Annotated in this window: 29 protein-coding genes; 14 read left to right on the top strand and 15 right to left on the bottom strand. The window is 69.6% G+C overall.

What is annotated here, in order from left to right:
* Positions 1-8 precede the first annotated feature (8 nt).
* Complete coding sequence (locus BM310_RS05045) at positions 9-467, top strand: MGMT family protein (protein WP_394328042.1); 459 nt, start codon at positions 9-11, stop codon at positions 465-467.
* Positions 468-471: 4 nt separating this feature from the next.
* Here BM310_RS05045 and BM310_RS05040 read toward each other — a convergent pair whose 3' ends face one another.
* The 3 genes from BM310_RS05040 to lonB all read right to left on the bottom strand — a co-directional run bounded on the left by BM310_RS05040 (position 472) and on the right by lonB (position 3,951).
* On the bottom strand, positions 472-798 hold the full coding sequence (locus tag BM310_RS05040) for a hypothetical protein (protein ID WP_089805199.1): 327 nt from the start codon (positions 796-798) through the stop codon (positions 472-474).
* A gap of 66 nt (positions 799-864) precedes the next feature.
* Positions 865-1,854 carry a CPBP family glutamic-type intramembrane protease gene (locus tag BM310_RS05035; protein WP_089805197.1) on the bottom strand — a complete coding sequence of 330 codons (990 nt, stop codon included), beginning with the start codon at positions 1,852-1,854 and terminating at the stop codon, positions 865-867.
* Between the two features lie 6 nt (positions 1,855-1,860).
* Positions 1,861-3,951, bottom strand: a complete 2,091-nt coding sequence (lonB, locus tag BM310_RS05030) for an ATP-dependent protease LonB (protein ID WP_089805195.1) — start codon at positions 3,949-3,951, stop codon at positions 1,861-1,863.
* 169 nt (positions 3,952-4,120) lie between these two features.
* Here lonB and BM310_RS05025 point away from each other — a divergent pair, with 169 nt between their 5' ends.
* Both BM310_RS05025 and BM310_RS05020 read left to right on the top strand, forming a co-directional pair.
* A complete protein-coding gene (locus tag BM310_RS05025) occupies positions 4,121-4,657 on the top strand; it encodes a nicotinamide-nucleotide adenylyltransferase (RefSeq protein WP_089805192.1) in 537 nt (178 codons plus the stop codon).
* Positions 4,658-4,691: 34 nt separating this feature from the next.
* Positions 4,692-5,309, top strand: coding sequence for a trimeric intracellular cation channel family protein (locus BM310_RS05020; protein ID WP_089807029.1), 618 nt, complete (start codon positions 4,692-4,694; stop codon positions 5,307-5,309).
* A 104-nt stretch (positions 5,310-5,413) separates the two neighbouring features.
* Here BM310_RS05020 and thsA read toward each other — a convergent pair whose 3' ends face one another.
* The gene (thsA, locus tag BM310_RS05015; protein WP_089805190.1) at positions 5,414-6,976 is read right to left on the bottom strand and encodes a thermosome subunit alpha; all 1,563 of its coding nucleotides are present in this window, start codon (positions 6,974-6,976) and stop codon (positions 5,414-5,416) included.
* A 251-nt stretch (positions 6,977-7,227) separates the two neighbouring features.
* Here thsA and BM310_RS05010 point away from each other — a divergent pair, with 251 nt between their 5' ends.
* Positions 7,228-8,058, top strand: a complete 831-nt coding sequence (locus BM310_RS05010; RefSeq protein WP_089805188.1) for an amidohydrolase family protein — start codon at positions 7,228-7,230, stop codon at positions 8,056-8,058.
* Positions 8,059-8,077: 19 nt separating this feature from the next.
* Here BM310_RS05010 and BM310_RS05005 read toward each other — a convergent pair whose 3' ends face one another.
* The 3 genes from BM310_RS05005 to BM310_RS04995 all read right to left on the bottom strand — a co-directional run bounded on the left by BM310_RS05005 (position 8,078) and on the right by BM310_RS04995 (position 10,306).
* The gene (locus tag BM310_RS05005) at positions 8,078-8,980 is read right to left on the bottom strand and encodes a glycosyltransferase family 2 protein (RefSeq protein WP_089805186.1); all 903 of its coding nucleotides are present in this window, start codon (positions 8,978-8,980) and stop codon (positions 8,078-8,080) included.
* A 91-nt stretch (positions 8,981-9,071) separates the two neighbouring features.
* On the bottom strand, positions 9,072-9,788 hold the full coding sequence (locus BM310_RS05000; protein ID WP_089805183.1) for a class I SAM-dependent methyltransferase: 717 nt from the start codon (positions 9,786-9,788) through the stop codon (positions 9,072-9,074).
* Between the two features lie 125 nt (positions 9,789-9,913).
* Entirely contained in the window at positions 9,914-10,306 is a 393-nt protein-coding gene (locus tag BM310_RS04995) for a PPOX class F420-dependent oxidoreductase (RefSeq protein WP_089807028.1), read from the bottom strand.
* 137 nt (positions 10,307-10,443) lie between these two features.
* Between BM310_RS04995 and BM310_RS04990 the strand changes: the two genes are divergently transcribed.
* The 5 genes from BM310_RS04990 to BM310_RS21635 all read left to right on the top strand — a co-directional run bounded on the left by BM310_RS04990 (position 10,444) and on the right by BM310_RS21635 (position 13,669).
* Positions 10,444-10,716, top strand: coding sequence for a MarR family transcriptional regulator (locus tag BM310_RS04990; RefSeq protein WP_089805181.1), 273 nt, complete (start codon positions 10,444-10,446; stop codon positions 10,714-10,716).
* An 88-nt stretch (positions 10,717-10,804) separates the two neighbouring features.
* On the top strand, positions 10,805-11,632 hold the full coding sequence (locus BM310_RS04985) for an MBL fold metallo-hydrolase (RefSeq protein WP_089805179.1): 828 nt from the start codon (positions 10,805-10,807) through the stop codon (positions 11,630-11,632).
* Between the two features lie 36 nt (positions 11,633-11,668).
* Positions 11,669-12,487: a YkgJ family cysteine cluster protein gene (locus tag BM310_RS04980; RefSeq protein ID WP_089805177.1), complete on the top strand. Its 819-nt coding sequence runs from the start codon at positions 11,669-11,671 to the stop codon at positions 12,485-12,487.
* Positions 12,488-12,560: 73 nt separating this feature from the next.
* Entirely contained in the window at positions 12,561-12,968 is a 408-nt protein-coding gene (locus tag BM310_RS04975; protein WP_089807026.1) for a TRAM domain-containing protein, read from the top strand.
* 242 nt (positions 12,969-13,210) lie between these two features.
* Positions 13,211-13,669 (top strand): SHOCT domain-containing protein, encoded by a 459-nt coding sequence (locus BM310_RS21635; RefSeq protein WP_218156417.1) that lies wholly within the window; start codon positions 13,211-13,213, stop codon positions 13,667-13,669.
* A gap of 39 nt (positions 13,670-13,708) precedes the next feature.
* Here the strand turns inward: BM310_RS21635 and BM310_RS04965 are convergent, their stop codons facing one another.
* Positions 13,709-15,436, bottom strand: coding sequence for a radical SAM protein (locus BM310_RS04965; RefSeq protein WP_089805175.1), 1,728 nt, complete (start codon positions 15,434-15,436; stop codon positions 13,709-13,711).
* A gap of 156 nt (positions 15,437-15,592) precedes the next feature.
* Here BM310_RS04965 and BM310_RS04960 point away from each other — a divergent pair, with 156 nt between their 5' ends.
* Positions 15,593-16,981 (top strand): hemolysin family protein, encoded by a 1,389-nt coding sequence (locus BM310_RS04960; protein WP_089805173.1) that lies wholly within the window; start codon positions 15,593-15,595, stop codon positions 16,979-16,981.
* 86 nt (positions 16,982-17,067) lie between these two features.
* Here BM310_RS04960 and BM310_RS04955 read toward each other — a convergent pair whose 3' ends face one another.
* On the bottom strand, positions 17,068-17,982 hold the full coding sequence (locus BM310_RS04955) for a DUF429 domain-containing protein (RefSeq protein ID WP_177232535.1): 915 nt from the start codon (positions 17,980-17,982) through the stop codon (positions 17,068-17,070).
* A gap of 111 nt (positions 17,983-18,093) precedes the next feature.
* Between BM310_RS04955 and BM310_RS04950 the strand changes: the two genes are divergently transcribed.
* The 3 genes from BM310_RS04950 (at position 18,094) to BM310_RS04945 (ending at position 19,566) form a co-directional block, all read left to right on the top strand.
* Complete coding sequence (locus tag BM310_RS04950) at positions 18,094-18,690, top strand: GNAT family N-acetyltransferase (protein WP_089805169.1); 597 nt, start codon at positions 18,094-18,096, stop codon at positions 18,688-18,690.
* A gap of 79 nt (positions 18,691-18,769) precedes the next feature.
* On the top strand, positions 18,770-18,928 hold the full coding sequence (locus tag BM310_RS21250) for a DUF7559 family protein (protein WP_177232534.1): 159 nt from the start codon (positions 18,770-18,772) through the stop codon (positions 18,926-18,928).
* A gap of 2 nt (positions 18,929-18,930) precedes the next feature.
* Positions 18,931-19,566 (top strand): Hsp20/alpha crystallin family protein, encoded by a 636-nt coding sequence (locus tag BM310_RS04945; RefSeq protein WP_089805167.1) that lies wholly within the window; start codon positions 18,931-18,933, stop codon positions 19,564-19,566.
* A gap of 6 nt (positions 19,567-19,572) precedes the next feature.
* Here BM310_RS04945 and BM310_RS04940 read toward each other — a convergent pair whose 3' ends face one another.
* Together BM310_RS04940 and BM310_RS04935 are read right to left on the bottom strand one after the other, a co-directional pair.
* Positions 19,573-20,775, bottom strand: a complete 1,203-nt coding sequence (locus BM310_RS04940) for an NAD(P)/FAD-dependent oxidoreductase (protein ID WP_089805165.1) — start codon at positions 20,773-20,775, stop codon at positions 19,573-19,575.
* On the bottom strand, positions 20,772-21,551 hold the full coding sequence (locus BM310_RS04935; protein ID WP_089805163.1) for a creatininase family protein: 780 nt from the start codon (positions 21,549-21,551) through the stop codon (positions 20,772-20,774). Before BM310_RS04935 ends, BM310_RS04940 begins: the two co-directional genes overlap by 4 nt.
* Before the next feature lie 138 nt (positions 21,552-21,689).
* Here BM310_RS04935 and BM310_RS04930 point away from each other — a divergent pair, with 138 nt between their 5' ends.
* Positions 21,690-22,226 carry a hypothetical protein gene (locus tag BM310_RS04930; protein WP_143105108.1) on the top strand — a complete coding sequence of 179 codons (537 nt, stop codon included), beginning with the start codon at positions 21,690-21,692 and terminating at the stop codon, positions 22,224-22,226.
* Between the two features lie 34 nt (positions 22,227-22,260).
* On the opposite strand, the gene BM310_RS04925 is transcribed toward BM310_RS04930, so the two are convergent.
* The 4 genes from BM310_RS04925 to BM310_RS04910 form a co-directional block, all read right to left on the bottom strand.
* The gene (locus BM310_RS04925) at positions 22,261-23,043 is read right to left on the bottom strand and encodes a DUF7388 family protein (RefSeq protein ID WP_089805159.1); all 783 of its coding nucleotides are present in this window, start codon (positions 23,041-23,043) and stop codon (positions 22,261-22,263) included.
* A 213-nt stretch (positions 23,044-23,256) separates the two neighbouring features.
* Positions 23,257-23,856, bottom strand: a complete 600-nt coding sequence (locus BM310_RS04920; protein WP_089805157.1) for an NUDIX hydrolase — start codon at positions 23,854-23,856, stop codon at positions 23,257-23,259.
* Between the two features lie 59 nt (positions 23,857-23,915).
* Entirely contained in the window at positions 23,916-24,392 is a 477-nt protein-coding gene (locus BM310_RS04915; protein ID WP_089805155.1) for a DUF7109 family protein, read from the bottom strand.
* Entirely contained in the window at positions 24,389-25,489 is a 1,101-nt protein-coding gene (locus tag BM310_RS04910; RefSeq protein ID WP_089805153.1) for a glycosyltransferase family protein, read from the bottom strand. The genes BM310_RS04915 and BM310_RS04910 overlap by 4 nt, the downstream gene beginning before the upstream one ends.
* Positions 25,490-25,494 lie beyond the last annotated feature (5 nt).

Here is a 25,494-nt window from a genome sequence, read left to right as displayed (position 1 = left end):
CCGAGGTCATGAACGTGGACGCAGGCGTCTTCGCCCGCGACTCCGACCGACTCGGGCGAGCGATACAGATAGGCGTCGCCAGCGGGAACGTCATCAGCGTCTCGTTCCCCGAGACCGCTCCCGCGGACGCCGACGCGGACCACCCGCTTCTCGACCGGGCGTTCGCCTACCTCGACGGCGACGAGGACCACTTCGACGACGTGCCCGTCGCGCTGACCGTCCCCACCGACCACCGGCGCGTCCTCGACGCGGTGCGGAAACTCCCGTACGGCGAGACGGTCGACTTCCGGCGCGTGGTTCGCATGGCCGGCATGGACCCGGAGGACGACGACGACGTGGCGACGGCGCGGACGGCCCTTCGCGAGAACCCCGTCCTCCTGTTCGTCCCGGACCACCGGGTCGAGGACGCGTCGGGCGCGACGCCCGACGAGGTGGCCCGCCGACTCCGCGGCGTCGAACGCGACTGACGCGTCAGCGACGGTTCAACAGCACGTAACCGATGAAGCCGCCGACGAAGCACACCGTCCCGACCAGGTTCACGGCCGTGAGGTTCGTGACGAGAAAGCCGAGTTGCGCGATACCGGCGAGGATGAACGCCGCCGCGGTGCCGGTCTTCGTCGGTCCCTCGGGGTAACTGCCGTCCATGTACGTCGTGTAGCCGAAGTAGAACGCCACGAGCGCGAACCCGATCTCCACGAGGAGGTCCACCAGCGCGTTGTCGAACAGGAGCGAGGCCAGTATCAGGACCAAGAAGAGTCCGAGGACGACCTGACCGATTCGCTGTTCCGATGACGACATACCGTGACCGACGCAGACGGTCCGTAAAGTCGTTGGGACGCGCGTCAGCCCGTCCCGACCGAGCGGTCACTCGACTCCGTCCGCGCCGCCGCCCCACTCGACGCCGAGTCCCTCGTGGACGACGAACTCCAGCGCGTTCACGAGGTAGTGGGCGACGACGACGACGAACAGGCTCCCGGTGAGGACGAACGCCGCCGCGAGGACGAACCCCAGTCCGCCGGTGACGAGGACGCCGAGACGGCCCTGCGCGCCGTGGCCGAGGGCGAACGCGGCGGAGGAGACGACGGCGAGAAGCCACGGAGAGACGCCGAACCCGGCCGCGAGGACGCCCACCAGCGCCCCCCGGAACAGCAGTTCCTCGAAGCCGGCGATGACGGGCAGGACGACGAAAAACAGCGCGGCCCACCCGGCGCGGGAGTCGGGCGCGAGCGACTCCCGGAGGTCCTCCGAGCGACCGAGACCGTACGCCGCCCCGACGGCCGCGCCGACTTCGTTCACGGCGTACAGCGACAGGCCGAGGGCGACGCCGACGAGGAGGCCCGAGACGGAGAGCGTCGCCGGACCCGCGCCGAACGCCGCGGCCGGAATCTGCGCGTACCACGCGCCGGCGAGGAGGGCGACGCCGAACAGTCCCTGCGAGAACGCGACGTTGGCCAACAGCGCCGCCGTCGAGAGTTCGGGCGTCTCCTCGCGCGGCGGCGGCCGGTAGCGGACGCCCGACTTCGGCAGCACGAGTTCCCTGTCGGGGTCGCGGCGGTCGGCCGCGAGAGAGGAATCCGCGTCGGTGTCGGTGGAAGCGGTGTCAGCGTCCGCGGCGGGAGTGGTGTCAGCGCCCGCGGCGGCGGGGACCGTGTCGCCCTCGGCGTCGGCGGCCGTCTCCGTCGCCCGCGACCCGTCGAACGCGGTCTCTCCGGGCGTCCGGGTCGGGTCGTCGCGGGGCGCAGACGGCTCTCGCTCGTCGGTCGAGGAGACGACGCCCTGCGAGGCGTACGAAAGCAAGAGGAGACCCGTCGTGACGACGGCCGCGAACGCGGCGAACGTCGCCCAGTCGGGCATTCGGCGTTACTGCGGACTCGGGCTCGACGGCCCGGACACTTTCCCTTCGGTGAACGCGGAGCCGGTGATGCTCTTGAGGCGGTCCACGAGGGAGTCCTTCTCCGGTTCGCCTTCGAGTGCGATGTCGAGCACCTCGCTGATGTGCGAGACGGGGATGATTTCGACCATCTCCTTGTACTCGTCCTCGATCATCACGTCCTGCATGTTCGCCTGCGGGATGATGACCTTCGTGCACCCGGACTTCGCGGCGGCCTCTATCTTGTGCGTGACGCCGCCCACCGGGAGGACGTCGCCGCGCACCGACAGGCTGCCGGTCATCGCGAGCGACTGGTCGACGCCCACGTCTTCGAGGGCGGAGATGACCGCCGCCGCGACGGTGATGGAGGCGGAGTCGCCGTCGACGCCGCCCTGTCCGGCCTGGACGAACTGGATGTGGATGTCCTTCTCGGAGATGTTCTCGTCCGAGAACTTCTTGATGATGGCGGAGACGTTGTCGACGGCCTCCTGCGCCATCTCCTTCAGCTGACCCGTGGCGATGACCTCGCCGGGGCCCTGCGACGGCGTGACCTCGGCCATGACGGGGAGCATGATACCGGAGTCCTCGCCCATGACCGCGAGGCCGTTGACGCGGCCCACCTGGTAGCCGTCGGCCACCTGCAGTTCGTAGTCCTTGCGGCGCTCGATGTAGTCGTCCGCGAGTTGCTGCTCGATGGAGCGACTGCGGCCCTTCGCCTGCAGCACGTGGTCGCGGGTGACCAGGTCGGCGTTCTCCGCGCGAGCGATGTCGCCGGAGACGCGCACCAGCCCACCGAGGTTACGCAGTTCGAGCGTGAGGTGCCCCTTGCGGCCCGCGCGGCGCCGGGCTTCGAGGATGACTTCCTCGATGGCCTCGGAGCTGAAGTCGGGCAGGCGGCCGTCCTTGTTGACCTCCTGCGCGACGAAGCGCGCGTACTTGCGCCGCATCTCGGGGGTGTCCTCGATGGTGTCGTCCATGTACACCTCGTACCCGTAGCCCTTGATACGCGAGCGCAGGGCGGGGTGCATGTTCTCCATCGCGTCGAGGTTCCCGGCGGCGATCATGATGAAGTCCGTCGGGACGGGTTCCGTCTGGACCATCGCGCCCGAGGAGCGCTCGGACTGGCCCGTGATGGAGAACTCGCCCTCCTGGATGGCCGTCATCAGGTGCTGCTGGGAGCGGATGTCGAGCGTGTTTATCTCGTCGATGAACAGCACGCCCTTGTTCGCCTTGTGGATGGCGCCGGGTTCGACCCGGTCGTGACTCGGCGTCTCCATCCCACCGGACTGGAACGGGTCGTGCCGGACGTCGCCGAGCAGTGCGCCGGCGTGCGCGCCCGTCGCGTCCTCGAAGGGCGCCGTCGTCGTGTCGGCGTTGTTCACGATGTGGTTCGGAATCATCGCGTCGCTCCCGCGAGAGCCGTAGCGGAAGGCGAGGTAGATGACACCCGCTGCCAGGATGCCGAGCAGAATCTGCCCGGCGATGATGAGCGAGTAGCCGAGGACGATGGCGATGATGATCCACATGAGGAACGAGCGCATCTGGTTGCGCTTGCGCGCCTCCTCCTTGTGGGCCTCGACTATCTGTTCGCCTTTTCCGGCAGGGACCGTTCGGACCTTGGGGTTGTTCCCGTCGTCGGGGTTGTGGTAGACGAGGACGTCCTGAAGTTCCTCCTTCGGCAGGAGTTCGGACATCGCCTTCGCGAGCATCGATTTGCCCGTCCCCGGCGAGCCGATCATCATCACGTGACGCCGCTGCTTCGCGGCCTTCATGACCACGTCGCGGGCGTGCTCCTGACCGATGACCTGGTCGACGAGTCGGTCGGGGACTTCTATCTCGTTCGTCGAGTCGATCTGAAGTCCACCGAGGAGGTCGTCTTCGTCGACGTCGTCTGCGACGTCGGCGGTGACCTCGACGTCGCTCCCGAGGTCGTCGATAGTCCGTTTATCGTCGGCCCCTTGGTCGGGCCCGGACTCCGGAAACGTCTCGTCGTCCCGTTCGGACGGCGAGTGAGGGGACTCGTCGGGCACGTCGTCCCCCTGTTCCCGGGAGTTTTCGTCGGTATCCATATCGTTACTCATAGAACTGGTTTCGCTACCTCAAATGAAGGTTGCACGACTGATATACTTTCTCCCCAAATGCGGCTCAGTTACCAAGCCGGCATCCGGTGTATTCCCCCATCGTACACCGCGAATTCGTGGTTTCGCACGACTCGCCGGGTTTATAAATGCTGCCGGTGAAAAGCGAAGCATGCGGGGGTTCTACATCGGTCGCTTCCAGCCCTACCACAACGGCCACCACCGGATGGTCGAGGAGATAGCCGACGAAGTGGACGAACTCGTCCTCGGAATCGGGTCCGCGGGCGACTCGCACTCGCCGCGAAACCCGTTCACCGCCGGCGAGCGAATCATGATGGTGACGAAGTCCGTCGCCGACTTCGACGTCACGACGTACGCCGTCCCCATCGAAGACCTGGACCGCAACTCGGTCTGGGTGAGTCACGTCCAGAGCATGTCGCCCACGTTCGACGTCGCCTACTCGAACAACCCCCTCGTCATCCAACTGTTCACCGAGGCCGGCGTGGAGGTCAGACAGTCGCCGATGTTCAACCGCGACGTGCTGGAGGGGACCGAACTCCGCGACCGGATGATACACGACGAGGACTGGCGGAGCCTCGTCCCCGGCCCCGTCGAACGCGTCATCGACGAGATAGGCGGCATCGAACGACTGCAACGCGTCTCGGAGACCGACTCGAACGGCGGCGACGCCACCGCCGACCCCTCCTGAGACGGTGGCGACGCCGGTGGACCCGTTCGCCGCGATGAACGTCGTCGGCCTCCTCGCGTTCGCCGTCGCCGGGTCGCTGAAGGCCGCGGACGCCGGACTCGACGCCTTCGGGGTGACCGTCCTCGGCGTGGTGACCGCGCTCGGCGGGGGGACGACGCGCGACGTCCTCGTCGACCGAATCCCCGCCTCGTTGGCGACGACGGGAGACGTGTCCGTCGCCCTCGTCGGCGTCGCCCTCGCCGTCCTCCTGATTCGCCGCACCCCCGACCACGTCCGCGTCCGCGACACCCCCGCGTTCCTCGTGAGCGACGCCGTCGGCCTCGCCGCCTTCGCCGCCACGGGCGCACTCGTCGGCACCGGGGCCGGACTGACCCCGTACGGCGTCGTCGTCCTCGCGACGGTGACGGCCGTCGGCGGCGGGTCCCTCGCGGACCTCCTCGTGGGGCGCGTCCCGGTCGTCCTCCGCGAGGACTTCTACGCGACGCCCGCCGTCCTCGGCGGGGTCGCGTTCTGGGCGGTCGGTTCCCTCGGTGGCCCGTCGAGCGTCCAGGCGGGCGTCTGCGCCGGTCTCGTCTTCGCGACGCGGATGCTCGCCCTCCGGTACGACTGGCACCTGCCGCGGATTCGGGTCGAGGGCGGCGGGGAGAACTGACGCGGTCGCTCGCGGGTCGCGACGACGTGGAGACAGTGTGAAAACGAGGGGGAAGCGAGGGGGAAACGGAAGGGAAACGAGGCGCGGCCGACCGGGTTATCGGCTCACTCGGCGGCGATGACGTCGTCGATGCGGACGATCATCGTCGCGGCCTCGGTGGCGGACTCGACCGCCTCGCGCTTGACCGCGGCGGGGTCGAGGATGCCGTGTTCGACGGGGTCGCCGATTTCGCCGGCGCGACCCGACGAGATGACGCCCGCGACCCCCTCCTTCTCGAAGCGCGCGCGGAGGTCCACGAGAGCGTCGATGGGGTCCATGCCGGTGTTCTCCGCGAGGGTGCGCGGGAGGGCCTCCACGGCGTCCGCGAACGCCTCCACGGCGAGTTGCTTGCGGCCCTCGATGCCCGCCGCCTCGGAGCGGACGTGGTCGGCGATGGCGATTTCGGTCGCGCCCGCGCCGGGGACGACGCCGCCCTTGTCGAGGGCGGCGACGACCACGCCGATGGCGTCCTCGATGGCGCGTTCGAGTTCGTCCACGACGTGTTCGGTGCCGCCGCGGAGGAACAGCGTGACGGCCTTCGACGCCGCGCCGCCCTCGACGAACGTGAGGTCGTCGTCGCCGTACGTCTTCAGCGAGACGGCGTCGGCGTGGCCGAAGTCCGACTCGTCGACGTCGGTGGCGGAGCCGAGGCGCTTGGCGCCCGTCGCGCGGGCGATGGCGCGCGTGTCGGACTGCTTCACGTTCTTGAACGCGAGGACGCCCTCCTTGGCGAGGTAGCCCGCGACGCGGTCCGAGACGGACTTCGTGCAGAACAGGACGTCCACCCCGGCGTCGGCGAACGCCTTCGCGTAGCCGCGGAGTTCGTCGTCCTCGGCCTTGATGGCCGCGTCGAGTTGCTCGACGGAGGTGATGTTGTACTCGGTGTCCACCTCGCCCTTGCGCACGTCGAGTTTGGCGTCGAGGACCGCGACGGTGGCGTCCTCGACGGACCGGGGCATGTTGTCGTTGACGGGGTCCTTGTCGATGACGACGCCCTCGACGAGTTCCGTCGCCGACGAGGACGCGCCCGTGCGGGTCAGGACGCGCACGTCGTCGCTGTCGAACCGGCCGTCGTTCTCCTCGTGGACCATGCGGACCGCCCGCACGACGTGCGTGGCGAGGACGTCGGCGGTCACGTCGCCGGTTCCCTTGCCGGTCATGCTCGACTCGGCGACCTTCTCCAAGAGGTCGTCGTCGAGGGTCGCGTCGAGGACCTGCGCGTCGATGGCCTCCTGCGCGAGGCGGGCCGCCTCGGTGTACCCCTCGACGATGACCGTCGGGTGGAGGTCCTGTTCGAGGAGGTCCTCGGCGTGGACGAGGAGTTCGCCCGTGAGGACGGCCGCGGTGGTCGTGCCGTCACCGACCGCCTCCTCCTGCGTCTCGGCCACTTCGACGATCATCTGCGCGGCGGGGTGTTCGATGTCCATCTCCTCGAGGATGGTCGCACCGTCGTTGGTGATGACGACCGTTCCCGAGGAGTCGACGAGCATCTTGTCCATCCCGCGGGGACCGAGGGTGGTTCGTACCGCATTCGCGACGGCCTTCCCGGCTCGGATGTTCGAGTCCTGCGCGGCCTGACCGTGCGTTCGGGAACTTCCACCGGCGAGGATGTACAGGGGCTGCTGCATTCGTGACGACATGATTGTGAAACCTCACCGCTGTAGACGCAAGCGGTTCTATAAATACGTTTCGCTGAGCGCGTGTCGACAAATCGCACGACAGAACGGGTGTAGCCGTGCTATCTCGTCGCTCACTCCGTACCGAGATACAACATCTGATATAAAACTCTTTGCCTGTCGAGCGAGACGGTCACCGGGGCCTCCGAGTCCGGCGCGCGCGTTCTGCAAGCTATTTTATCTCGTGTGAGAACGGTCGAACGATGCTGGAACTGAACCACGGGTTCCGGGTGGTGGACGTACACGCGCGGTTGGACCCCGACAGCGAGGAGGCGGTCGCCACGCGCGGGCGAGAGATAAGCCCCGAACGGTTGGAGCGAGAACTCCACCAAGCGGGCGTCGTCCGCGCCGTCGTCGCGCCGGGGCGGCGACCGAAGGGGGAGGGGTACCTCCGCGCGAACAACGCCGTCGCCCGCATGAGCGTCGACCGACCGTTCGTCGCGTTCGCTCGCATCGACGGCCCCCGGGACCCGAGCAGTCGGGCCTCCGCGCGCCTGCGGAACCTCACCGCCTCGCGCGACGAGAGCCACGCCGACCCCGAGGACGTCGAGCAGTACGCCTACGACGACCGGTTCCACGGGTTCACCCTCGCGCCCGCCGTCGACGGCCTCCCCGACGAGGAGACGATAACCCAACTGGAGAACGTCGGCCTGCCCGTCGTCGTCCACGCCGGCGACGCGTTCACGCCGGACGACGCCGTCGAGACGCTTCTCGGCCGCGATTTCCCCGTCGTCCTCGCGGGGTTCGGCGGCTACCCGCTGAACCGCGACCTGATGAACCGGAGCATCGACCTGTTGGACGAGTACGACGACCTCTACCTCGACACGAGTTTCGTCCGCTTCCGCGGCGTGATGGAGCGCGCACTCTTGGAGCATCCCGACCGGGTCATGTTCGGGAGCGGAGCGCCCGAGTCACACCCCAACGTCGGCGTGATGGAACTCCTGACGCTGGACGTGAGCGAGGACGTGATGCGGCGGGCCTTCTCGAAGAACGCCGCGCGGCTAGTGCCGGAACTCGCGCCCGGCGAGCAGTGAGCGAGAACGAGGTGCGGCGTCAGCGCCAGTCGTACGTGGCGACGGCGCGGTCGGCCCGCTTCGAACGGCCGTGGGGGTTCCGCGTGGGCGACTGGTCTCTGGCGCGGGCGACGAGTCCGTCCGAGATGCCGGTCGCCATCCCCGCGAGGACGTCCCGTCCCGTCCCGAGCCACCCCGTCGGCGTCGTGTCGCCGCGGACGACGTCGCGGGCGGCGGAGACGGCGTCCGTGCGGGCGTGTCGGAGCGTCCGGCGCACGACGGTCGGTCGGAACCCGTAGTTCTTCGCCAGTCGGTAGCCGAGGGCGCGGTACTTCCACCCCCAGTCGCGTTCCGTCACGCCGCCATCGGCCTCGTACTCCGTCCGCACGCTCATCTCCGGGCGCCACGTCACGTCGTAACCCGCGCCCGCGAGGCGGTGCGCCGCGTCGCGCGCGCCGCCCGTCTTGAGGTACTCGTCGAAGCCGTCGAGTTCGTCGAGGGCGTCGCGGTGGAAGGCGACGTTGCCGCCGTTGAAGTAGGTCACGTCGCGGCCGCAGATGGTCCGCCGTTCGAGCGTCTCGGTGGTCATCCCGGCGCGGAGCGTCTGGTGCGACGGGCCGGTGACGACGGCGGCCTCCTCCAGTCCGTCGGTCACGCCGTCGAGCCACCGGTCTTCGACCGCGACGTCGTAGCGGACGAAGGCGATTGCGTCGCCCGAGGCGGCCTGAATCCCGGCGTTTCGAGAGACGTTCAGCGTTCGGTCCGAGAGTTCGACGAGGACGCCCACGTCGTCTCGGTCCCGTACCATCCCGGTAGTGCCGTCCGCCGACGGCCCGTTGACGACGACGACTTCGGCGTCGGGGGCGGCCTCGGCTAGGGCGTCGAGGTTGGCCGCGAGTCGGTCCCGACCGTTGAGCGTCGGGACCACTACCGAGAGGTCCATACCCGCAGATATCCACGGAGAACCTTAAATGTCGTCGCTCGCGACGGGCCGTGCAACGGGTTGACAGCGTCCGACCGCGTCGGGGTCGAGGTCAGTCGCCGGAGCCGACGGACGCGGCCCAGTACGACACCGACGCGAGTCGTTCGCCGACGGCGGTGTCGCCGACGGAGGTGTCGAATCCGCGCAGTTCGCCCGCGATGCCGTTCGGAATCTTCCGGTACAACCCGTACGGGATGACGAAGTCGTGCGTCGCGTCGGTGAGTTCGAGGTTGGCGTCGCGGAGGAGGTCGTCCACCTCCGATTCGCCGTAGAGACGCGACCCCATCGGGAGCAACCAGTTGTAGACGACGCGCGCACTCGTGTCGTTGAACGTGTCGAAGAACACCACGTCCTTCGAGACGCGCGCCATCTCCGCGAGGAACTTCGCCGGCGTGTCCGCGAGGTGGAAGAACCGCATCGCAAACACCGCGTCGAAGTGGTCGTCGGGGAACGGCAGGCGCGCCGCGTCGCCGCGGAGGAACTCGACGTTGTCCGCGACGCCCGCCTGTCTCGCCTTCTCGCGCCCCTGCAGCATCATCGCCCGCGAGATGTCGAGGCCGACGACGTCGGCGCCGCGTTCGGCGAGCATGACTGTAAAGCGACCCGTTCCGCAGGCGATTTCGAGAATCTCCTTGTCTTCGACGGGTCCGACCGCGTCGAGGACCGCCTGCTTCTCCCGGTGGTCGATGAGTCGGCCGCCGCGAGAGAACCGCTTCGAGTCGTACTCTTGGGCGACGTCGTCCGCCTGGTACCACTCCTTTCCTTTCACACTACACCGTACTGCACACCCACGGACTAAAACCGTACTGGATGCGGTCCGACGGTCGCCGCGCACCGGCGCCAATCGCGAGACGGTGGGGTCGACGACGCGGTACGACGGCGGGGTGGACCGAACTAGCCGTTGGTGACGACGGTGTCGGCGGGGATGCGGACGATGACCCGCGCGCCCGACTCCTCGCCGTGGTGCGGATACTCCTCGACGTCCATGTACTTCTGGGCGAGTTTGTCGATGTGGGCGACGGCTCCCTCGTCTATCAACTCCGCCTCGCCGCGGACGGAGACGTACCGGTACGGGTCGTCGGGGTCCGTCACGGAGACGCCGACTCGGGGGTTCCGTTCGACGTTCCGAACCTTCTGTCGGCCGCGTGCGCTGTTGAGGAGGGCGTACTTACCGTTCTCGTGGTCCACCCACACCGGCGTGACGTGCGGCGTCCCGTCGGGCATGACCGTGGCGAAGTGGGCGAACGACTCCTTCTCGAAGATGTCGTGGTGGGATTCCGGAATCACGTCTCGCGTCTCGCGGGGCGGCGACAAAAGGGGTTCGTCGGTCGACATTATATGGCCTTGTTTGTGTTTAATGTGTCTGGATTGTTTTGACACACTTGTAGCCAACCTTTACCAAGACCGACGTAATCTCCTGTGGTATGAGCACCAGTACCGCAGAGATGAACCGTGAGGACCCCCTTTCGGAGGGCGAATACCGCGAGCGACTCCGCGAACTGCCTCCGAGCGCGAAACTCGTCGCCAAAGTGCTGGAGGGCGACGCACCGCTCTCGCAGGGGGAACTCGCCGAGGAGTCACTGCTCCCCGACCGCACCGTTCGCTACGCGCTCAATCGACTCGAAGAGTCCGAACTCGTCAGTTCGCGCTACAGTTTCAAGGACGCGCGCAAGCAGGTCTACTTCCTCAACACGTAGACCGCGTGGCACACGGCGGGCTCTGACCAAGCCGCTCGCTGTCGTCCACGGCAGTACCGTTTTCTCGAACCCACGCCAATCCGGAGTCGTGACTCCGCTCAGACGCGTCTCCGTCCCCGTCGTGACCCGTGCGCCCACGGGCGCGACGAACGCCTACCTCGTCGGCACCGAGGGCGCACTCCTCGTCGACCCGGCGAGTCGGACCGACGAACTGGACGAACTGGTCGCCGAAGCGAACGTCGAACACGTCGCCGTCACGCACACGCACCCCGACCACACCGGGGCCGTCGCGGCCTACGCCGCGGAGACTGGCGCGACGGTGTGGTGTCGCCGCGGCCGCGAGGCGCGGTTCGCCGCGGAGACGGGCGTCGAACCCGACCGGACGTTCGCCGAGGGCGACGTGATACCCGTCGGTGACGGCGCCGCCGAGTCGCGTTCGGCGGCCCGCGGGACGGCGGTCGGCGGCGTGACCGTCCTCGACACGCCCGGCCACGCGGCCGACCACGTCGCGTTCGAGGGCGACTTCGGCGTCCTCTGCGGTGACCTCGCCGTCGCCGAGGGGAGCGTCGTCGTCGGCGCGCCCGAGGGGAGCGTCCGCGCGTATCTCGTCTCCCTGCGTCGCATCCACGCCCGGAATCCCGACGCCATGCACCCCGGACACGGCCCCGCCATCGACGACCCGCGCGCGACGTGCGAGCGCCTGATTCGACACCGCATCGACCGCGAACGGCGCGTGCTCGCCGCCGTGACCGACGGCGCCCGCGACGTTGAGTCGATACTCGACGCCGCCTACGAGAAGGACCTCACCGGCGTCCGGGACCTCGCCCGCGCGACGGTCCTCGCTCACGTGGAGAAACTCGCCACCGAGGGGCGCGTCCGCCACGACGCGGCGACGGGCCGCGTCACCCCTCACTAAGCGAGCGCTTTTGCCGCCGCGCGGCCAAGCGCGGACGTGAGCCAGAGCCCGACGCTGGAGGAGGAACTCGAACGCGCCCGCGACCTCTCCGTCTCCGACCTCGCGGACGCCATCGAGTCCATCGGCTTCGAGTGCACTCGCTGCGGCGCCTGCTGTACGGGCCACGGCCCCGAAGCGGACCGGGAACCGCACACGGCGACCGTGTTCCCCGACGAGGTGCGGGAGCTACAGGCCGCGACGGCGGACCACGCCGGCGACGAGACGGGTGACGCCGGCGACGAGACGGACGGCGCGGGGAGGGACGAGGACGCCCCCGCCGACGCGTCGACGGAGTGGCGCGACGTCGCCCGTCCGATGCCGTACGGCCTCACCGACGGCGACGACGGCCCGGAGGGCGAGACGTTCGAGTGGGCGCTTCAGACGGACGCCTGCGGCGACTGCGTCTTCTACGAGGAGACGGAGACGGACGGCGAGACGACCGGCGCCTGCTCCGTCCACGCGGACCGCCCCCTCATCTGCGAGACGTATCCCTTCAGCGTCGCCCTCGACGGCACGAGCCAACCGATGGGCGAGGCCGTGGACAGCGTGACCCTGCCGGCGCGAGGGGACGCCGACGAGGCCGGCGACGCGGCCGAGACGGTCCGCGCGCACGAGTGTGAGGGCCTCGGCCGCGACATCTCCCGGGCCGACGCCGAGGAACTCGCGGCGGCGCTGAAGGAACGGGCGGTCCGGGAACTGACGGAGGCCGTCGGCGTCCGCGACACGTACGAACCCGCCCGGCCGGGCCCGGGAGAGGTGGTCGTCCACGACTCCGAGGGCGCCAAGCGCCCGGACGGGACGAGCGTGGACGACTGAGGGCGCTGGAACACCCGACCGCGGCGGTACACATTTAACAGTTCCGCGTGACCTTCGCGTGGAGGTCTACACGGTGGAAATCTCAGATAAACTCCTGTGTCTGTTCAACACCGACGTGCGCGCGGAGGACGACCGGTACGTGGTCGAGATTCCGAAGCGCGAAGTCGAATCCGGGACCGTCGAACCCGGCGAAACGTATCGCGTCGCTCTCATCTCTCGCGAGGCAATCGAGGAGGCCGAATCGTCCGAGTCGAGTAGCACGTCGACGCCCTCGTCCGAACCGCAACCGCCGGTCGAGGTGGGCGAACTCCGCTACGTCGAGATAGAGGACATCGGCAAGCAGGGCGACGGCATCGCACGCGTCGAACGCGGGTACGTCATCATCGTCCCCGGCGCGGAGGTGGGCGACCGCGTGAAGATAGAGGTCACCGAGGTCAAGTCCAACTTCGCCGTCGGCGAAGTCATCGAAGAGGACTTCTAAACCCACCTTTTTGCTGACTCGGGTCGCGCGGAGCGCGACCGCTCGTCGCAAAAAGCTGGACCAAAGAGCTCCCGCGCCTCGTTCGCGCTCGCTCACTCGGCGCGGTACAGAGGCTTCTCACCGCCCGGTGCTTCTCTGCGTTCGACGCACGCCGACCCCTCGGTCGCCGCGACGACGGACGACGCGCCGCGTGCGTCGGTACCGAACACGGTTTTATTGTCTTTCGGACGACAGCTTCCGGTATGAGCCCTCCACTCTCCGCCGGCACCGGCGGAACGCTCGCCAGATACACGCCCGACAGTCGGACGTGGCGGCGTCGGGTCGCCGTCGTCGCGGCGGTCACGGCACCGCTGGCGGCCTACGCCGCACTCGCCATCGTCTCCGGCGTGAAGTCCGGCATCGTGTACAATCTTCTCATCGCGGTGTTTGGGCTCCTCGCGCTGACGCTCCCCGCGGTAGCGGTGGCCGCACTGCTCGCGCCCGACTCCGAATCGGCCCGCGCGACGCCCTCCCGCGACGCCGACTCGGTGGAGACGCTCAAGCGGCGGTACGCCGCCGGCGAGATCGGCGACGAGGAGTTCGAGCGACGGCTGGACGCCCTCGTCGAGACCGAGCGTCCGAGCGAGGGCGCGACGCGCGGAACGCGGTCGAGTCGCGGTCGGACGCGGGCGTCCGGAGAAGTCGAGTCGTCACGTCGGTAGCGCGGACGCCGGTTCGGCCGGGGGAGCGAGCGGGCGCGTTCAGTCCGCCCGCGGTTCCACCGGATAGCTCCCGGTGAGTTTCGAGAGGTCCACGTCGGCGGCCGTCACCTCGTCCGCGGAGGCGTACGGCCGGTTGACGACGATGTCGCCCGCGGTGCGCTTGCCGATGCCCGGGATGGCCGTCAGTTCGTCCATGCTTGCCTCGTTGGGATCCAGCGGATGCGGGACGCCGGTGACCGAGCGGTAGCCGTGGTCCACGACGGCCACGTCGATGGTCCGCCCGAGTTCGCGTTCGCCCGGGATGCCGACGAGGAGGGGGTACGTCCCCAACTGCCGGCCGAACGTGCGCCCGTCCTGATGGTACTCCAGGTGGACGTTCGGGAGGACGGTTCCGAGGGGGGCGACGCGCTTCAGCATCGGTCGGTCTATCTCCTCGCGGACCTCCCGCTTGTACTCCTGGAACAGTTGCTTGTGGTTCTCGGCGATGTTCGCGCCCTCCTCCGCCATCTCGGTGCCCTCGAACGCCATCACCTGCCGGATGTTGATGCGGCGAACCATCAGACCGGCGTCGTAGACGCGGTGCAGGAAGCGCTTGTTGTGCGCGAACGTCTCCTCGCGTTCGCCCTTCAGTCCGTGCAGGAGGTTGATGCCCGGGAGGAGTTTCGGCAGGCGGTTCGAGGCGTCCGCGCCGTGCGTCGGCGCGTCCGCGGGGTCCTCGCCCGGCCGCCACCCGGCCTCCTCGTTCACGATTTTCACCGCCTCGAAGCACTCGTCGGCGGTGACGTTGAGCGTGTTCTGCTCCTGCACCACCGGGTCGGCCGACTCCAGGCCGAACGCCGCGGTGTCGCCCGGCGTGTTGTGCTCGGCGATGATGCGGATGCACTCGCGGGACTTCTCGGGCCACTCCACCACCGTGATGGGGTTCATGTTGTCGAGGTGGAGCGTCTCCAGGTCGGGAGCCACCTCGCGAATCCCCCGGTACAGTCGGCGGAGGGCGTCGGGGTTCGGCGCCTCGCCGTCGCCGCCGAACGCGAGGATGTCGGCCTGCCGGCCGAGGCGGAAGTGCTTGGCCCCCCTGTTCGAGAGGTTCTCCACCTCCTTGACGACCGACTCGGCCGACCGGAACGCGGGGTTGCCGTACATCGGTTCCGTGCAGAACGAACACCGGTACGCACAGCCCCGAGACGTCTCCATCTCGCAGATGAGGTAGTCAGGGTGGTTCGGGTGCTGTTCGACGACGAACGCCCCCTTGGCGGCCCAGCGGTCCAGTTCCTCGTTGTCGCGGTAGCGGTTGTCGAACCCCTCCAGACCGCTGTCGACGAGGTCGTACGCCGCCGCCTCCACGTCGGCCATCGCGAGGTAGTCGTAGTCGAGGTTCTGTCGCGTCATCTCCTGTGCGCCGGCGTTCTCCTCGCCGACGCCGAAGCGGATTGGGCCGCCCATGACGCTGACGCCGTCGGCGGTCCAGGCGAGTTCGCGCACCTCGTCCGGTTCGGCCGGCGTGCCGCCGACGTACTTCCCGGGGACGGTCATCCCGCCGATGTAGAGCAGCAGGTCCGCGTCGGCCACGTCGGCCCACTTCTGTCTGTCGTCGCGGAGTTCGTCGATGGTGTGGTAGGTGACGTTCTCCTCGGGGACGCCGGCGTCGACGAGGGCACCGGCCGTAAAGCGGGGGTACGTCGAGATGTACGGCGGCACGCCGAAGTGCGCCGGTTCGTCGACGTACCCGTCCACGAGCGTCACGGACAGGTCGGCCGGGTCGGTCATGGACGACAGAAGTAGGCGGACGGGTAAAACGGTGACTACCTCGGAGCGGGCGACTCCGGGGGCGAGCCTCGACCCATACGGGCCGCTCGAATGGAAGACGTTTCGGCTCTGGTCCGTTACAAAGGATTAATTCTTCGTTCAAGACTAGGCGGTGGTATGGGGTCGCCTGTACTCACAGCCGCATACGAGGCCGGTATCACACAGTTCACCGTGCCGATCCTCGGCGTCGAACTGGGGCAAGGGGAGATAACCGCGATCGGTATCCTCCTGATTCTGCTGCTCCTCATGGGGTCGGGGTTCTTCTCCTCGTCGGAGATAGCGCTGTTCTCGCTGCCGACGCACCAGATAGACGCGATGGTCGAGCGGGGTGAACGCGGTGCGCAGGCGGTCAAGACCCTCAAAGAGGACCCCCACCGGTTGCTCGTGACGATTCTCGTCGGCAACAACATGGTCAACATCACGATGTCCTCCATCTCGACGACCCTCGTCGGCTTCTACTTCGACCCGGGGACCGCGGTCCTCGTCTCGTCGTTCGGCATCACCTCGATGGTCCTGATATTCGGCGAGAGCGCCCCGAAATCCTACGCCGTCGAGAACACCGAACTGCACGCACGGCGCGTCGCCCGGGGACTGCGCGTCGTCGAGAAGGTGCTGTGGCCGCTCATCACCCTGTTCTACTACCTGACGACGTTCATAAACAGGCTCACCGGCGGCGGGGCGTCCATCGAGTCGTCGTACGTCAGCCGCGAGGAGATTCGGAACATGATAAAGACGGGCGAACGCGAGGGCATCCTCAACGAGGAGGAACGCCAGATGCTCCAGCGCACCCTGCGGTTCACCGACGCCTCCGCCAAGGAGGTGATGACCCCTCGCCTCGACATGGCGGCCATCCCCACGGACCTGACCGTCGACGCTGCCATCAGGGAGTGTATCCAGTCCGGGCACGCCCGTCTGCCGGCCTACGACGGGTCGCTCGACAACGTGGTCGGCGTCTTCGACATCCGCGACCTGCAGGAGTCCGACTACGGCTCCTTCGACGACCTCGAGGTGGCGGACGTGGTCAGTCCGACGCTCCACGTCCCCGAGTCGAAGAACGTCGACGAACTCCTCTCGGAGATGCGCGAGAACCGCCTGCACATGGTCATCGTCATCGACGAGTTCGGCGCCACCGAGGGCCTCATCACGCTCGAAGACGTGCTCGAGGAGATCGTCGGCGAGATACTGGTGGGCGACGAGGAGCATCCCATCGAGTTCGTCGACGACGACACCGCCGTCGTGGACGGGTCGGTCAACGTCGACGCGGTCAACGAGGCCCTCGACATCGTCCTGCCGGAGGGAGAGGAGTTCGAGACCATCGCGGGCTTCCTGTTCAACCGCGCGGGCCGCCTCGTCGAACAGAACGAGGCGTTCGACTACGAGAACGTGACGCTGCGGGCCGAGCAGGTGGAGAACACCCGCATCCAGAAGGTCCGCGTGACCGTCGACCGCCCCAGCGCGGAGGCCGTCGAAGCGGAGTCACCGGACGGCGAGGACGACACCGACTGACCGGCGGCGTCGCCGAGAGAGGCGTGCACTCCACGCCGGTCACGGCCACGACAGTCCCGGAACCGAAGCGCCCGTCGCGGAGGCGGTCACTCGGTTCGGGACGGTCCGGCGAAGATGTGCCCCTCGCGCCGCCACGCCGTCCCGTCGGGACTGAGTCGCCCCGCGTCGCGGGTGTGGTGCCACGCCGCCACCGCGGCGACGACGGCGTCGAGGGCGTCACCGTCGGCGTCGTCGACGGCCGCGGTCCGAACGTCGGGGGCGACGGTCACCGTGCCCGGGGCCGTCGCCCCCGCCGATTCGAGGGCGTCCAGATTCGCCGCGCGCCGCCGTCGGCCCGCCGCGTCGGCCGTCTTGTAGCGTTCGCGGTGCCCGCCGAGGCGTTCGAGCGTCGCCGCGGGGTAGGCTTCGAGCACCCACGGCGTCGCTGGGTCCGGGGCGTGCATCGGCAGGACGCGGACCGACCCGTCCGTCACGAGGGGTTTCAACACGTCGCGGACCCCGTAGAACGTCTGGGCCTTCACGAAGAAGTGGTACGGCGAGGTGGCGCCGACCCGACGGTCCGTCTCGCGGCGGTAGTACGTCCGGTCGCCGTCTCGGTCGGCGGCCACCGACCCAGCCCAGTCGGCGAACGCGCTCGGGTCCGCGAAGCCGTCCGGGAACCAGCGGACGAACGCGTCCCAGTCGGCCACGTGGGCCGCGTCGAGCAGGAACGCCGGGAGACCGAAGGAGAAGTCCAGACCGAACGCGGCCCGGGGCCCTGCCTCGGCGACGAACGACCGGAGGGCGGGCAGGACCGACTCGCGGGCGGCGTCCGTCCCCAGTCGCGACGGTGCCGCGGCGACAGATTCGACCCGGAGGACGTCGCCGTCGGCCGTCGCTTCGGCGAGGTACGTCGAGTCGCCGGCGCGGCGCGCGCCGCTGAAGTCGACGCCGTAGACGGTGGTCGGCGGGTGGAACGCGGTCACGCCGGAGTGGGAGGACGGGACGGAGAAAGCGCTCACGGTTCCTCCGCCCGGTCGTCGCCGACCCCGCGTCAGTCCCGTCGTCACCGGCGGGCCGTCAGTCCTGCCGTCATCGGGGGACGTATCCCGGGCCACGTCCCTCAGAGACGTATGAGCGACGAGGAGCCGACGGTGACCGTCCGTCCTGCCGAGCCGGCGGACGCGAGCGCGATACGGGACATCTACGCCCCGTTCGTTCGCGAGACGCCCGTCACGTTCGCCACCGAGGTGCCGTCAGTCGACGCGATGCGGGAGAAGATACGCCGCAAACTGTCGGCCGACGCCTACCCGTGGTACGTCGCGACGCTGGAGACGGACGCCGCCGACCGGCGCGTCGTCGGCTACGCCTACGGCGGGTCGCTCCGCGAACGCGACGCCTACCAGTGGGCCGTCGAGACGTCCGTCTACGTGGACCCGGCCGTCCAGCGAGGCGGCGTCGGGAGCGCGCTGTACGGCCGCCTGTTCGAGACGCTCCGCGAACAGGGCTACGTCGCCGCCTACGCCGCCCTCGCGGCGCCGAACCCCGAGAGCGCGGCGTTCCACGAGGCGGTGGGCTTCGACCACCTCGGCCGCTTCCCGGCCGCGGGGTTCAAACTCGGCGCGTGGCACGACATCGAGTGGTACCGAAGGCCCCTGCGCGAGGCGCCCGCCGACCCCGACCCGCCGCGTCCCGTCTCGGCCGCCGACCCCGCGTTCGGCGACGACTGAACGCCGCGAAGACCGAACTACCGCGGCGAGGTGAGCCGAAGCCCGCGTGTTTATCATCGTGGGAGAACAACGTACGGCCATGCCTGCGACCCTCGAAGTGAAGTGTACGGATTCGGACTGCGAGTTGGACATGTTCGAGATGCACTACACGTACGACATGCCGGACGACGTGAGCGTCGAGGACTTCGCCTGTCCGTACTGCCGAGGGACCGACTGCCTCGAAGCCATCGAACTGTAATCATGAGCGGACTCAAAGAGTTCGGCGAATCCGCCGCACGGAGCGTCCTCGAACGCATCGGCCGCGGTGTCAGCCGCGTGCAGGAGCGAAAGCCCCTGCCGTACGACCTGTTGGAGAGCGACGACGCCTACCTCGTCGTCTTCGACGCGCCCGGGGTCCAGCGAAGCGACGTGCAGGTTCGCTTCCTCGACGGCGAGGTGCAGGTCCGAATCGACCGCTTCCGCGACTTCCACGAGGGGTTCGAGATGCGCTTCCCGGGTCGCGGCCTGTCGCTCGACGGAAGCGCGGAACTCCCCGACGACGCCGCCGTCGACGCCCGCGGCGCGACGGCGACGCTGGGCGCCAACGGGACGCTCCGCGTCGAGATACCGAAGGACGAACAGGCGCGAAACGTCGAAGTCACCGACGAGGACGAGACGACCGACGTGGGGGTCGAGGCGACGGGTTCCGCGACGGACATCGACGCGACGGACTCGGGGGTCGAGTCGACCGACTCGACCGACGCGGACGAGGACGCCGCCGGCAGCGAGGGCGAACACGACGGACACGACGAACACGGGACGGCCGAGACGGACGGCGAACACGACGCCGCCGACGGCGAGGACGACGACGGAAACGACGCCGGACTGGACCGGTAACGCCGCTCACTCGACGGCCATCCCCTCCACCACCTCGAACTCTTCTGACCCGTCGAACCTGCGCGGGTCGAACGCGTCCGGCAACGCGTCGCCGCCGAGCATCGCCGCCGCGACCGCCTCTCCGGACGCCGGCGACCACATGAAGCCGTGGCCGTGCCACCCGGTCGCCACGTAGACGCCGTCGGCGACGGCGCCGAGCAACGGCTTTCGGTCGGGCGTCGCGGTGCAGAGACCGGCCCACGCCCGCGCCACGTCGGCGTCGTGCCCCGCCCGCGCTTCGAGGACGGCCGTCGCGTCCGCCACGAACCAGTCGTCGCCCGCGCGGTCCCACGCGTCGGGGTCGGCCGCCACCGTCTCCGTCCCGTCGCCCGCGAGGAGGCCCTCGGGGTGCGGCCGGAAGTACGCCCCCTCGGTGGCGTCGTAGCAGATGGGCCCGTCGTACCGGCGTCTGCTGACGAGTGCCTGCACGCGGTAGGGTTTCGTGGCGAGGGAGACGCCCGCGTCGGCGAGCATCCGTCCCGTGTGCGCGCCCGCCGCGACGAGGACGGCGTCGTAGCGTTCGGTGACCGCGCCGTCGCGGACGACGCCCGGCGGGTCGGTGCGGACGCCGACTTCGGTATCGGTGCGAATCTCGACGCCCGCCTCCCGGGCGCGGGCGGCCGTCGCGGCGACGTACGACGCCGGGTCGGTCCACATCGCGCCGGCGGCGACGGCGGCGGTTCCCACGTCGGCGGTGCGGAGGGCGTCGCCGAACCGGTCGCGGAGGCCGTCGCCGTCCGTCGTCGTCACGTCGCGGCCGTGGACGCGCATCCGCCCGGCCGTCTCGGCGATGGCGTCGCCGGTTCGCTCGTCCGACTCGTGCGCGAGGAAGACGTACGGGCAGGGCGTGACGGAGAAGCCGCGTTCGCCGTCGAACGCGCGGAACCGGGCGAGGGCGCGGGCGCCCATCCGCGCGTCCACGTCCTCGGCGTACGCGTCGTAGAGGACGCCCGCCGCGCGGCCCGACGACCCCGCGCCCACGTCGCCGCGTTCGTACACCGTCACCGACGCGCCCGCCGTCGCGAGGTCCGCCGCCGCCGTCAGACCCACCGCGCCCGCGCCGACGACGGCGACTCGTCTGCCCGACCCGTCGGGCACGTCGAACGGTCGGGCGAGTTCGTCGTCGACGCCGCCGTCGCCGGACGCCGTGTCGCGTTCGCGGCCCGTCATCGGTGTTCGGGGGGCAGGAGCGACTCGAACGGCCGGTCGGCGAGCCACTCGACCAGCGTCTCCAACTCGTCGGTCGCCGCCTCGAACAGTCGCTCGCCCGCCTCGACGGACGCGCGGGTTGGTCGGCCGACGGCACCGCTGTCGGTGAAGTCGGCGGTGTCGTACGGGAGCGACGCCCCCGCCACGTCGACGCCCCACGAGTCGGCCCCGCGGTCCTCGGCGTCCGCGAGGGCGCCCCCGCGGACCAACTCCTCGGCGACGGCGTACACCATGCTCGTCTCCACCTCGTCGGCGTGGCCGATGCCGTCGGTGCCGAACAGGTCCTCGGTCAGGTCCGCGAGGTTCGACCACCAGTTCCACGGGACGGCGAACGCCGTCTCCGCGCGTCGCAGGCGGCGGGCGGCGCGGTGCAGGGCGTCGTCGTTCCCGCCGTGCCCGTTGACGACGACGGCCTTTCGGACCCCGTGGCCGGCGAGACTCTCCACCGTCTCCGCGACGTAGTCGGCGAACGTCTCCGGCGAGACGGCGAGGGTGCCGTGGAACTGCCGGTGGTGCGCGCTCACGCCGACCGGAACCGGCGGCAGGACGACCACGTCCGACCGGTCCACCGCGTCGGCGACGGCGCGGGCGGCGAGGTAGTCCGTGCCCAACGGGAGGGCGGGCCCGTGCTGCTCTATCGCGCCCGTCGGCAGGAGGGCGACGGCGGCGGCGTCGAGTCTGTCCGCCGCGGTGGTCGTCGTGTGTTCGTGGAGGTGTGTCGAGTCGTCCCGTGACATATCCGTGGGTCGTCGGGACGGCACTTATATGGACACGAGCCGAGGCGGTCGGTCCGCGACGGCGCGCCGACGTGAGAACCGGTAGCGGAGCGCTACATTCTGCGGAAAATACTTGTTCGCGTGCCGAAACGCACGAGCGTGACAGGACCGACGAGGCGGCGAGTACTGGTCGCTCTGGCGGGGGCCTTCGGCGTCGGTGTCGGCGGCGTCGCCGTCGCCGAACTCGCTCCGACGCCCGTGGAGCGACTCGCCCCCGCCGCCGTCTCCGACGGCCACTTCGTCTCCGGCGAGGCGGACGGTCCGAAGACGGCGGCGTTCGCCGTCGGCCGTCGGACGCCGATAGACGACGGTCTGCGAGACGGTCCGCACGCCGTGTTCGTCGCCAACGGGTTCGACGCGACCCGCGAGATATCGGTCGCGCTATCCCGACGCCGGTTCGGGTCGTGGCGGAGTGTCACCTCGCGGACGTTCGAACTCGACGCGGGACGCCGCGTCGCCTACCGACTCGACGACCCCGGCCGCTACCGGTTCAGCCTCGCGGCGGACGGCGTCGGCGGCACCGTCGACGTCGACCGGTCGGCGTTCGACTGCAACGACTCGACCACCGCGGCCGTCGTTCGCCCCGACGGCGTGGCGTCGGAACTGCGGTCGACGACGCTCGGCTGTTCGTGGTGACGGCGCGGAGTGCCGTTCTCGACGCTCGACGCCGCTACTCAGCGAACTCCGCCGGGCCGCGGGCGGGGTAGCCGACGACCAGGTCCGCGCCCGCGTCCTTCAACGCCGCGACCCGTTCGCTCACGGTGTCGACGTCACCGACGAGGGCGTAGTCGCGGACGGCGGTGGTCATCACCTCGCGGGCGCGGCCCGCGGCGTTCGAGTCCGTCGCCGCCCCCTCGGGCAACGCGTTGGCGACGGGTCGCCGCCGCGCGGCGTACGCGCCGACGGCGTCGAGGATGGCGTCCTCGTCGTCGGTGAGGACGGTCGGCGCGTAGACGGCTATCTCGCCGTCGTAGCCCGTGGCCCGGAGGGCGCGGAGGTTCGAGACGGTCCGCCGCGAGAGCAGTTCGTACTGCGTCCCGCCGACGGCGAGGGCGACGCGTTCGATGCCCTCGGTGCCGACCCACGCGTCCGGCGCGCGTTCGACGCCGGCCGCGAGGCGCGGGGAGACGGCTCGCTTCGCCTCCGCCTCGGTGAGGTAGGCGCCGTGGCCCGCCACGAGGACGCGGCGGACCCCATCGGGAATCCAGTCCCACAGTTCGTCGTCGCCGGTCGGGTCGAAGCCGTCGGCGCGGACGGGCGTCGTGAGGCGGACCTCCCGGTCGGCGGCGAGTTCGCGGAGGACGTCCGCATCGGGGAGGTGTTCGCGACCCTCGTAGTCGACGGCGACGGTGTCGAACGGCGTGTCGAGGGCCGCCCGCACGTCGCACTCTTTCGGCTTCAGGGCCACCGCGTCGAGACCCGTCTGCGAGACGCTACGCTCACCGGTCAACATCGTGTATCACCACTCACGGGAGGAGAACTACCGTCGTCGCGGAACGCGATCAATCGTCTGTGCGACCATATGGACTCCTGTTACCGAGCGGTCAGCATAAACGCGTCGTTCGTGACTACAATTTGCGACGCCCGTCGGACCAACGGGGGGAAGTTCGGCGTCGGGTCAGAGGGGAAGTTCGGCGTCGGGTCAGAGGGGAAGTTCGGTATCGGCTCACAGGGGGAGTTCGGCGTCGGGGTCGACCACCCGGTCGGGTTCCGCCGGCATCCGCCAGTCGGTCGTGAGTTCCAGCAGTTGGACGAGCATCCGGCCGGTCGCCCCCCAGACGGTGTAGCCGTCCACGTGGAAGAAGTGGATGCGGAGTTCGCCGTACTGCGGGCGGACGCGCAGTTCGGACTCGTAGTTGTCGGGGTCCGTGAGGTCGGACTCGGCGAGGACGGCTATCTCGGCGACTTCGCGTTCGTCGGGTTCGTACTCGCGGTCGGGAATCCGCGCGACGAACGGCCTCACGGAGTAGTCCGTGATCGTCTCGATGTCGTCGAGGCGGCCGAAGAACTCCACTTCGTCGGCTCCGAGGCCGATCTCCTCGTAGGCTTCGCGGAGGGCCGTCGCGCGCAGGTCGTCGTCGCTCGGTTCGCGGGACCCGCCGGGGAAACTCATCTGTCCGGGGTGTTCGCCGAGGTGGTCCGCGCGCTTCGTGAAGAGGACGTGGTCCTCGCCGTCGCGGACGAGAACCGGGGCGACGACCGCCGCTTGCCGGCCCGCGTCGGTCACCGTCTCGGCGTCGCGCGACGCCACCCGCGAGAGGTCCATACTGGTTCGAACTGTCGGAGACGCTTATGTTTAGCTCTCGCGGCACCGCCGCGAGTCGGTCAGTCGTCCAGTTCGGCGTCGAGACGCGACCGAACCTCGGTCACGTCCACGTCGCGCGCCGCCCACAGTTCCACGTCGTACGTCACGTCGAGGAGGTGCCGGATTCGCTCGTCGTCGCCGGACGCTATCGCCGCCTCGGCGTCGGCCCGGAGGCGGTCGGCCGTCGCCTCGGTCACCGCCTCGTCGTCGGGCGTCCGGTCGTCCACGTCGAGGATGTGCGGCAGGTCCTCGGCGTTCTCGGGGAGCGTCGGGAACGCGACGGGGCCGGCGACGACGCGTTCGCCGTCCGCGTCGTCGTACGTGACGAGGTAGTAGTCCCGAACCGCGCTCTCGACGGCCGCCGCCACCGCCTCGTCGTCCATGTTCTTCCCCTTCTTGAACGCGAGTTCGTCGAGGGCGCGTTCCAGTTCCGCGCGCGTGAGCACGTCGAACATGTCCGCGATGCCCGCCAACTCGTCGTACACCGACTCCTTCATCGCGACGACACCTCCTCGGCGTCGGCGACGGCGGCGGCGACGACGTCGTCGGGCGACAGAGGCGCGTCCGACCACGGCGGGAGTCGCCCGTCCTCGCCGGCGGGTTCGGCCACCGCCTCGGCGTACGTCGCCACCTGTTCGCGTTCGCCCGCCCGGTCGAACTCGAAGCCGTTGAACGCCGCGTCCGCGGCGTACTGCTCGACGAGGGTGAGCGCCGCCTCCCGGTAGCGGTCGGGGAGCGTGTCGAAGTCGGGCGCGACGCCGTGGTCCGCGAGCGTCCGGAACAGCGTCTCGCCGACGGACCGGCTCATGTCCGACAGCCCGGTCGGTCCCGAGACGGCGCGGTGGTCGTGTTCGTACGCGCCGAGGTCCACCTGCGCCGTGCCCTCGAACCCGGCGGCGTCGAACGCGTCGCCGAGGACGCCGACTTCCAGCCCCCACGACCGCGGCGCGCGAATCGACCGCGCGACGTCGCTCGTCATGGCGAACTCGCCGGCCAGCGCGTACCGGAACGACGCGAGGTAGCGCAGGAGGGGGGCGTCCGTCTCGTCCAGCAACGCGCGGACGAGCGGCGCGTAGAACAGGCGGAACAGGCGTCCGTACAGGCGTTCGTCCTCGACGCGGGCGTAGTAACCCTTCGAGAACCGGTAGCCCTCGGCCAGCGGGAACAGGAGGCGAGAGACGTACGAGCGGTCGTACGTCTTCGTGTCCGCGTCGTGGACGACGACGAACTCCTCCTCGGCGGCGCGGCCCAGCGCCAGCCACACGTCCCGCCCCTTCCCGCGGTCACCGTCCGCGCCGACGCGTTCGAGCAGGTCCGCGACGCGCGGCCCGTCGCACCACAACACCTCGAGCGGCAGGTCGTACTCCGAGAGCCACTCGCGGAACGGGCCGACGCGCTCTCGCGGCGCGCGGAGGGGGACGACGACGCGGGCGGGCGAGACGCGTTCGAGGACCGAGAGCACGCGGTCGGCGGCGAGGCCGGCGTACTCGCGTTCGGTCATCGGGACGACCACCGCCGCCCGTTCCGTCGGCGCGTCCGGAATCGGGTCGGTCAGGTCGTGCAGCGTCGCCACCCGCTCCTGAACGTACTCCATCAGTC

Origin of the sequence: Halogeometricum rufum (assembly GCF_900112175.1) — an archaeon.
Lineage (GTDB): Archaea > Halobacteriota > Halobacteria > Halobacteriales > Haloferacaceae > Halogeometricum > Halogeometricum rufum.
This window is presented reverse-complemented; position numbering and strand designations above follow the sequence as displayed.

Coding starts and splice junctions, on each gene's coding strand:
- BM310_RS04965 (WP_089805175.1), bottom strand. CDS start 15,436: ATGACCGACCCGGCCGACCTGTCCGTGACGCTCGTGGACGGGTACGTC.
- BM310_RS04950 (WP_089805169.1), top strand. CDS start 18,094: ATGAGCGACGAGGAGCCGACGGTGACCGTCCGTCCTGCCGAGCCGGCG.
- BM310_RS04925 (WP_089805159.1), bottom strand. CDS start 23,043: ATGTTGACCGGTGAGCGTAGCGTCTCGCAGACGGGTCTCGACGCGGTG.
- BM310_RS05010 (WP_089805188.1), top strand. CDS start 7,228: ATGCTGGAACTGAACCACGGGTTCCGGGTGGTGGACGTACACGCGCGG.
- BM310_RS05025 (WP_089805192.1), top strand. CDS start 4,121: ATGCGGGGGTTCTACATCGGTCGCTTCCAGCCCTACCACAACGGCCAC.
- BM310_RS04910 (WP_089805153.1), bottom strand. CDS start 25,489: ATGGAGTACGTTCAGGAGCGGGTGGCGACGCTGCACGACCTGACCGAC.
- BM310_RS05005 (WP_089805186.1), bottom strand. CDS start 8,980: ATGGACCTCTCGGTAGTGGTCCCGACGCTCAACGGTCGGGACCGACTC.
- BM310_RS04940 (WP_089805165.1), bottom strand. CDS start 20,775: ATGACGGGCCGCGAACGCGACACGGCGTCCGGCGACGGCGGCGTCGAC.
- BM310_RS04915 (WP_089805155.1), bottom strand. CDS start 24,392: ATGAAGGAGTCGGTGTACGACGAGTTGGCGGGCATCGCGGACATGTTC.
- BM310_RS04945 (WP_089805167.1), top strand. CDS start 18,931: ATGAGCGGACTCAAAGAGTTCGGCGAATCCGCCGCACGGAGCGTCCTC.
- lonB (WP_089805195.1), bottom strand. CDS start 3,951: ATGAGTAACGATATGGATACCGACGAAAACTCCCGGGAACAGGGGGAC.
- BM310_RS04990 (WP_089805181.1), top strand. CDS start 10,444: ATGAGCACCAGTACCGCAGAGATGAACCGTGAGGACCCCCTTTCGGAG.
- BM310_RS05035 (WP_089805197.1), bottom strand. CDS start 1,854: ATGCCCGACTGGGCGACGTTCGCCGCGTTCGCGGCCGTCGTCACGACG.
- BM310_RS04920 (WP_089805157.1), bottom strand. CDS start 23,856: ATGGACCTCTCGCGGGTGGCGTCGCGCGACGCCGAGACGGTGACCGAC.
- BM310_RS05045 (WP_394328042.1), top strand. CDS start 9: ATGAACGTGGACGCAGGCGTCTTCGCCCGCGACTCCGACCGACTCGGG.
- BM310_RS21635 (WP_218156417.1), top strand. CDS start 13,211: ATGAGCCCTCCACTCTCCGCCGGCACCGGCGGAACGCTCGCCAGATAC.
- BM310_RS05040 (WP_089805199.1), bottom strand. CDS start 798: ATGTCGTCATCGGAACAGCGAATCGGTCAGGTCGTCCTCGGACTCTTC.
- BM310_RS21250 (WP_177232534.1), top strand. CDS start 18,770: ATGCCTGCGACCCTCGAAGTGAAGTGTACGGATTCGGACTGCGAGTTG.
- BM310_RS04935 (WP_089805163.1), bottom strand. CDS start 21,551: ATGTCACGGGACGACTCGACACACCTCCACGAACACACGACGACCACC.
- thsA (WP_089805190.1), bottom strand. CDS start 6,976: ATGCAGCAGCCCCTGTACATCCTCGCCGGTGGAAGTTCCCGAACGCAC.
- BM310_RS05020 (WP_089807029.1), top strand. CDS start 4,692: ATGAACGTCGTCGGCCTCCTCGCGTTCGCCGTCGCCGGGTCGCTGAAG.
- BM310_RS04960 (WP_089805173.1), top strand. CDS start 15,593: ATGGGGTCGCCTGTACTCACAGCCGCATACGAGGCCGGTATCACACAG.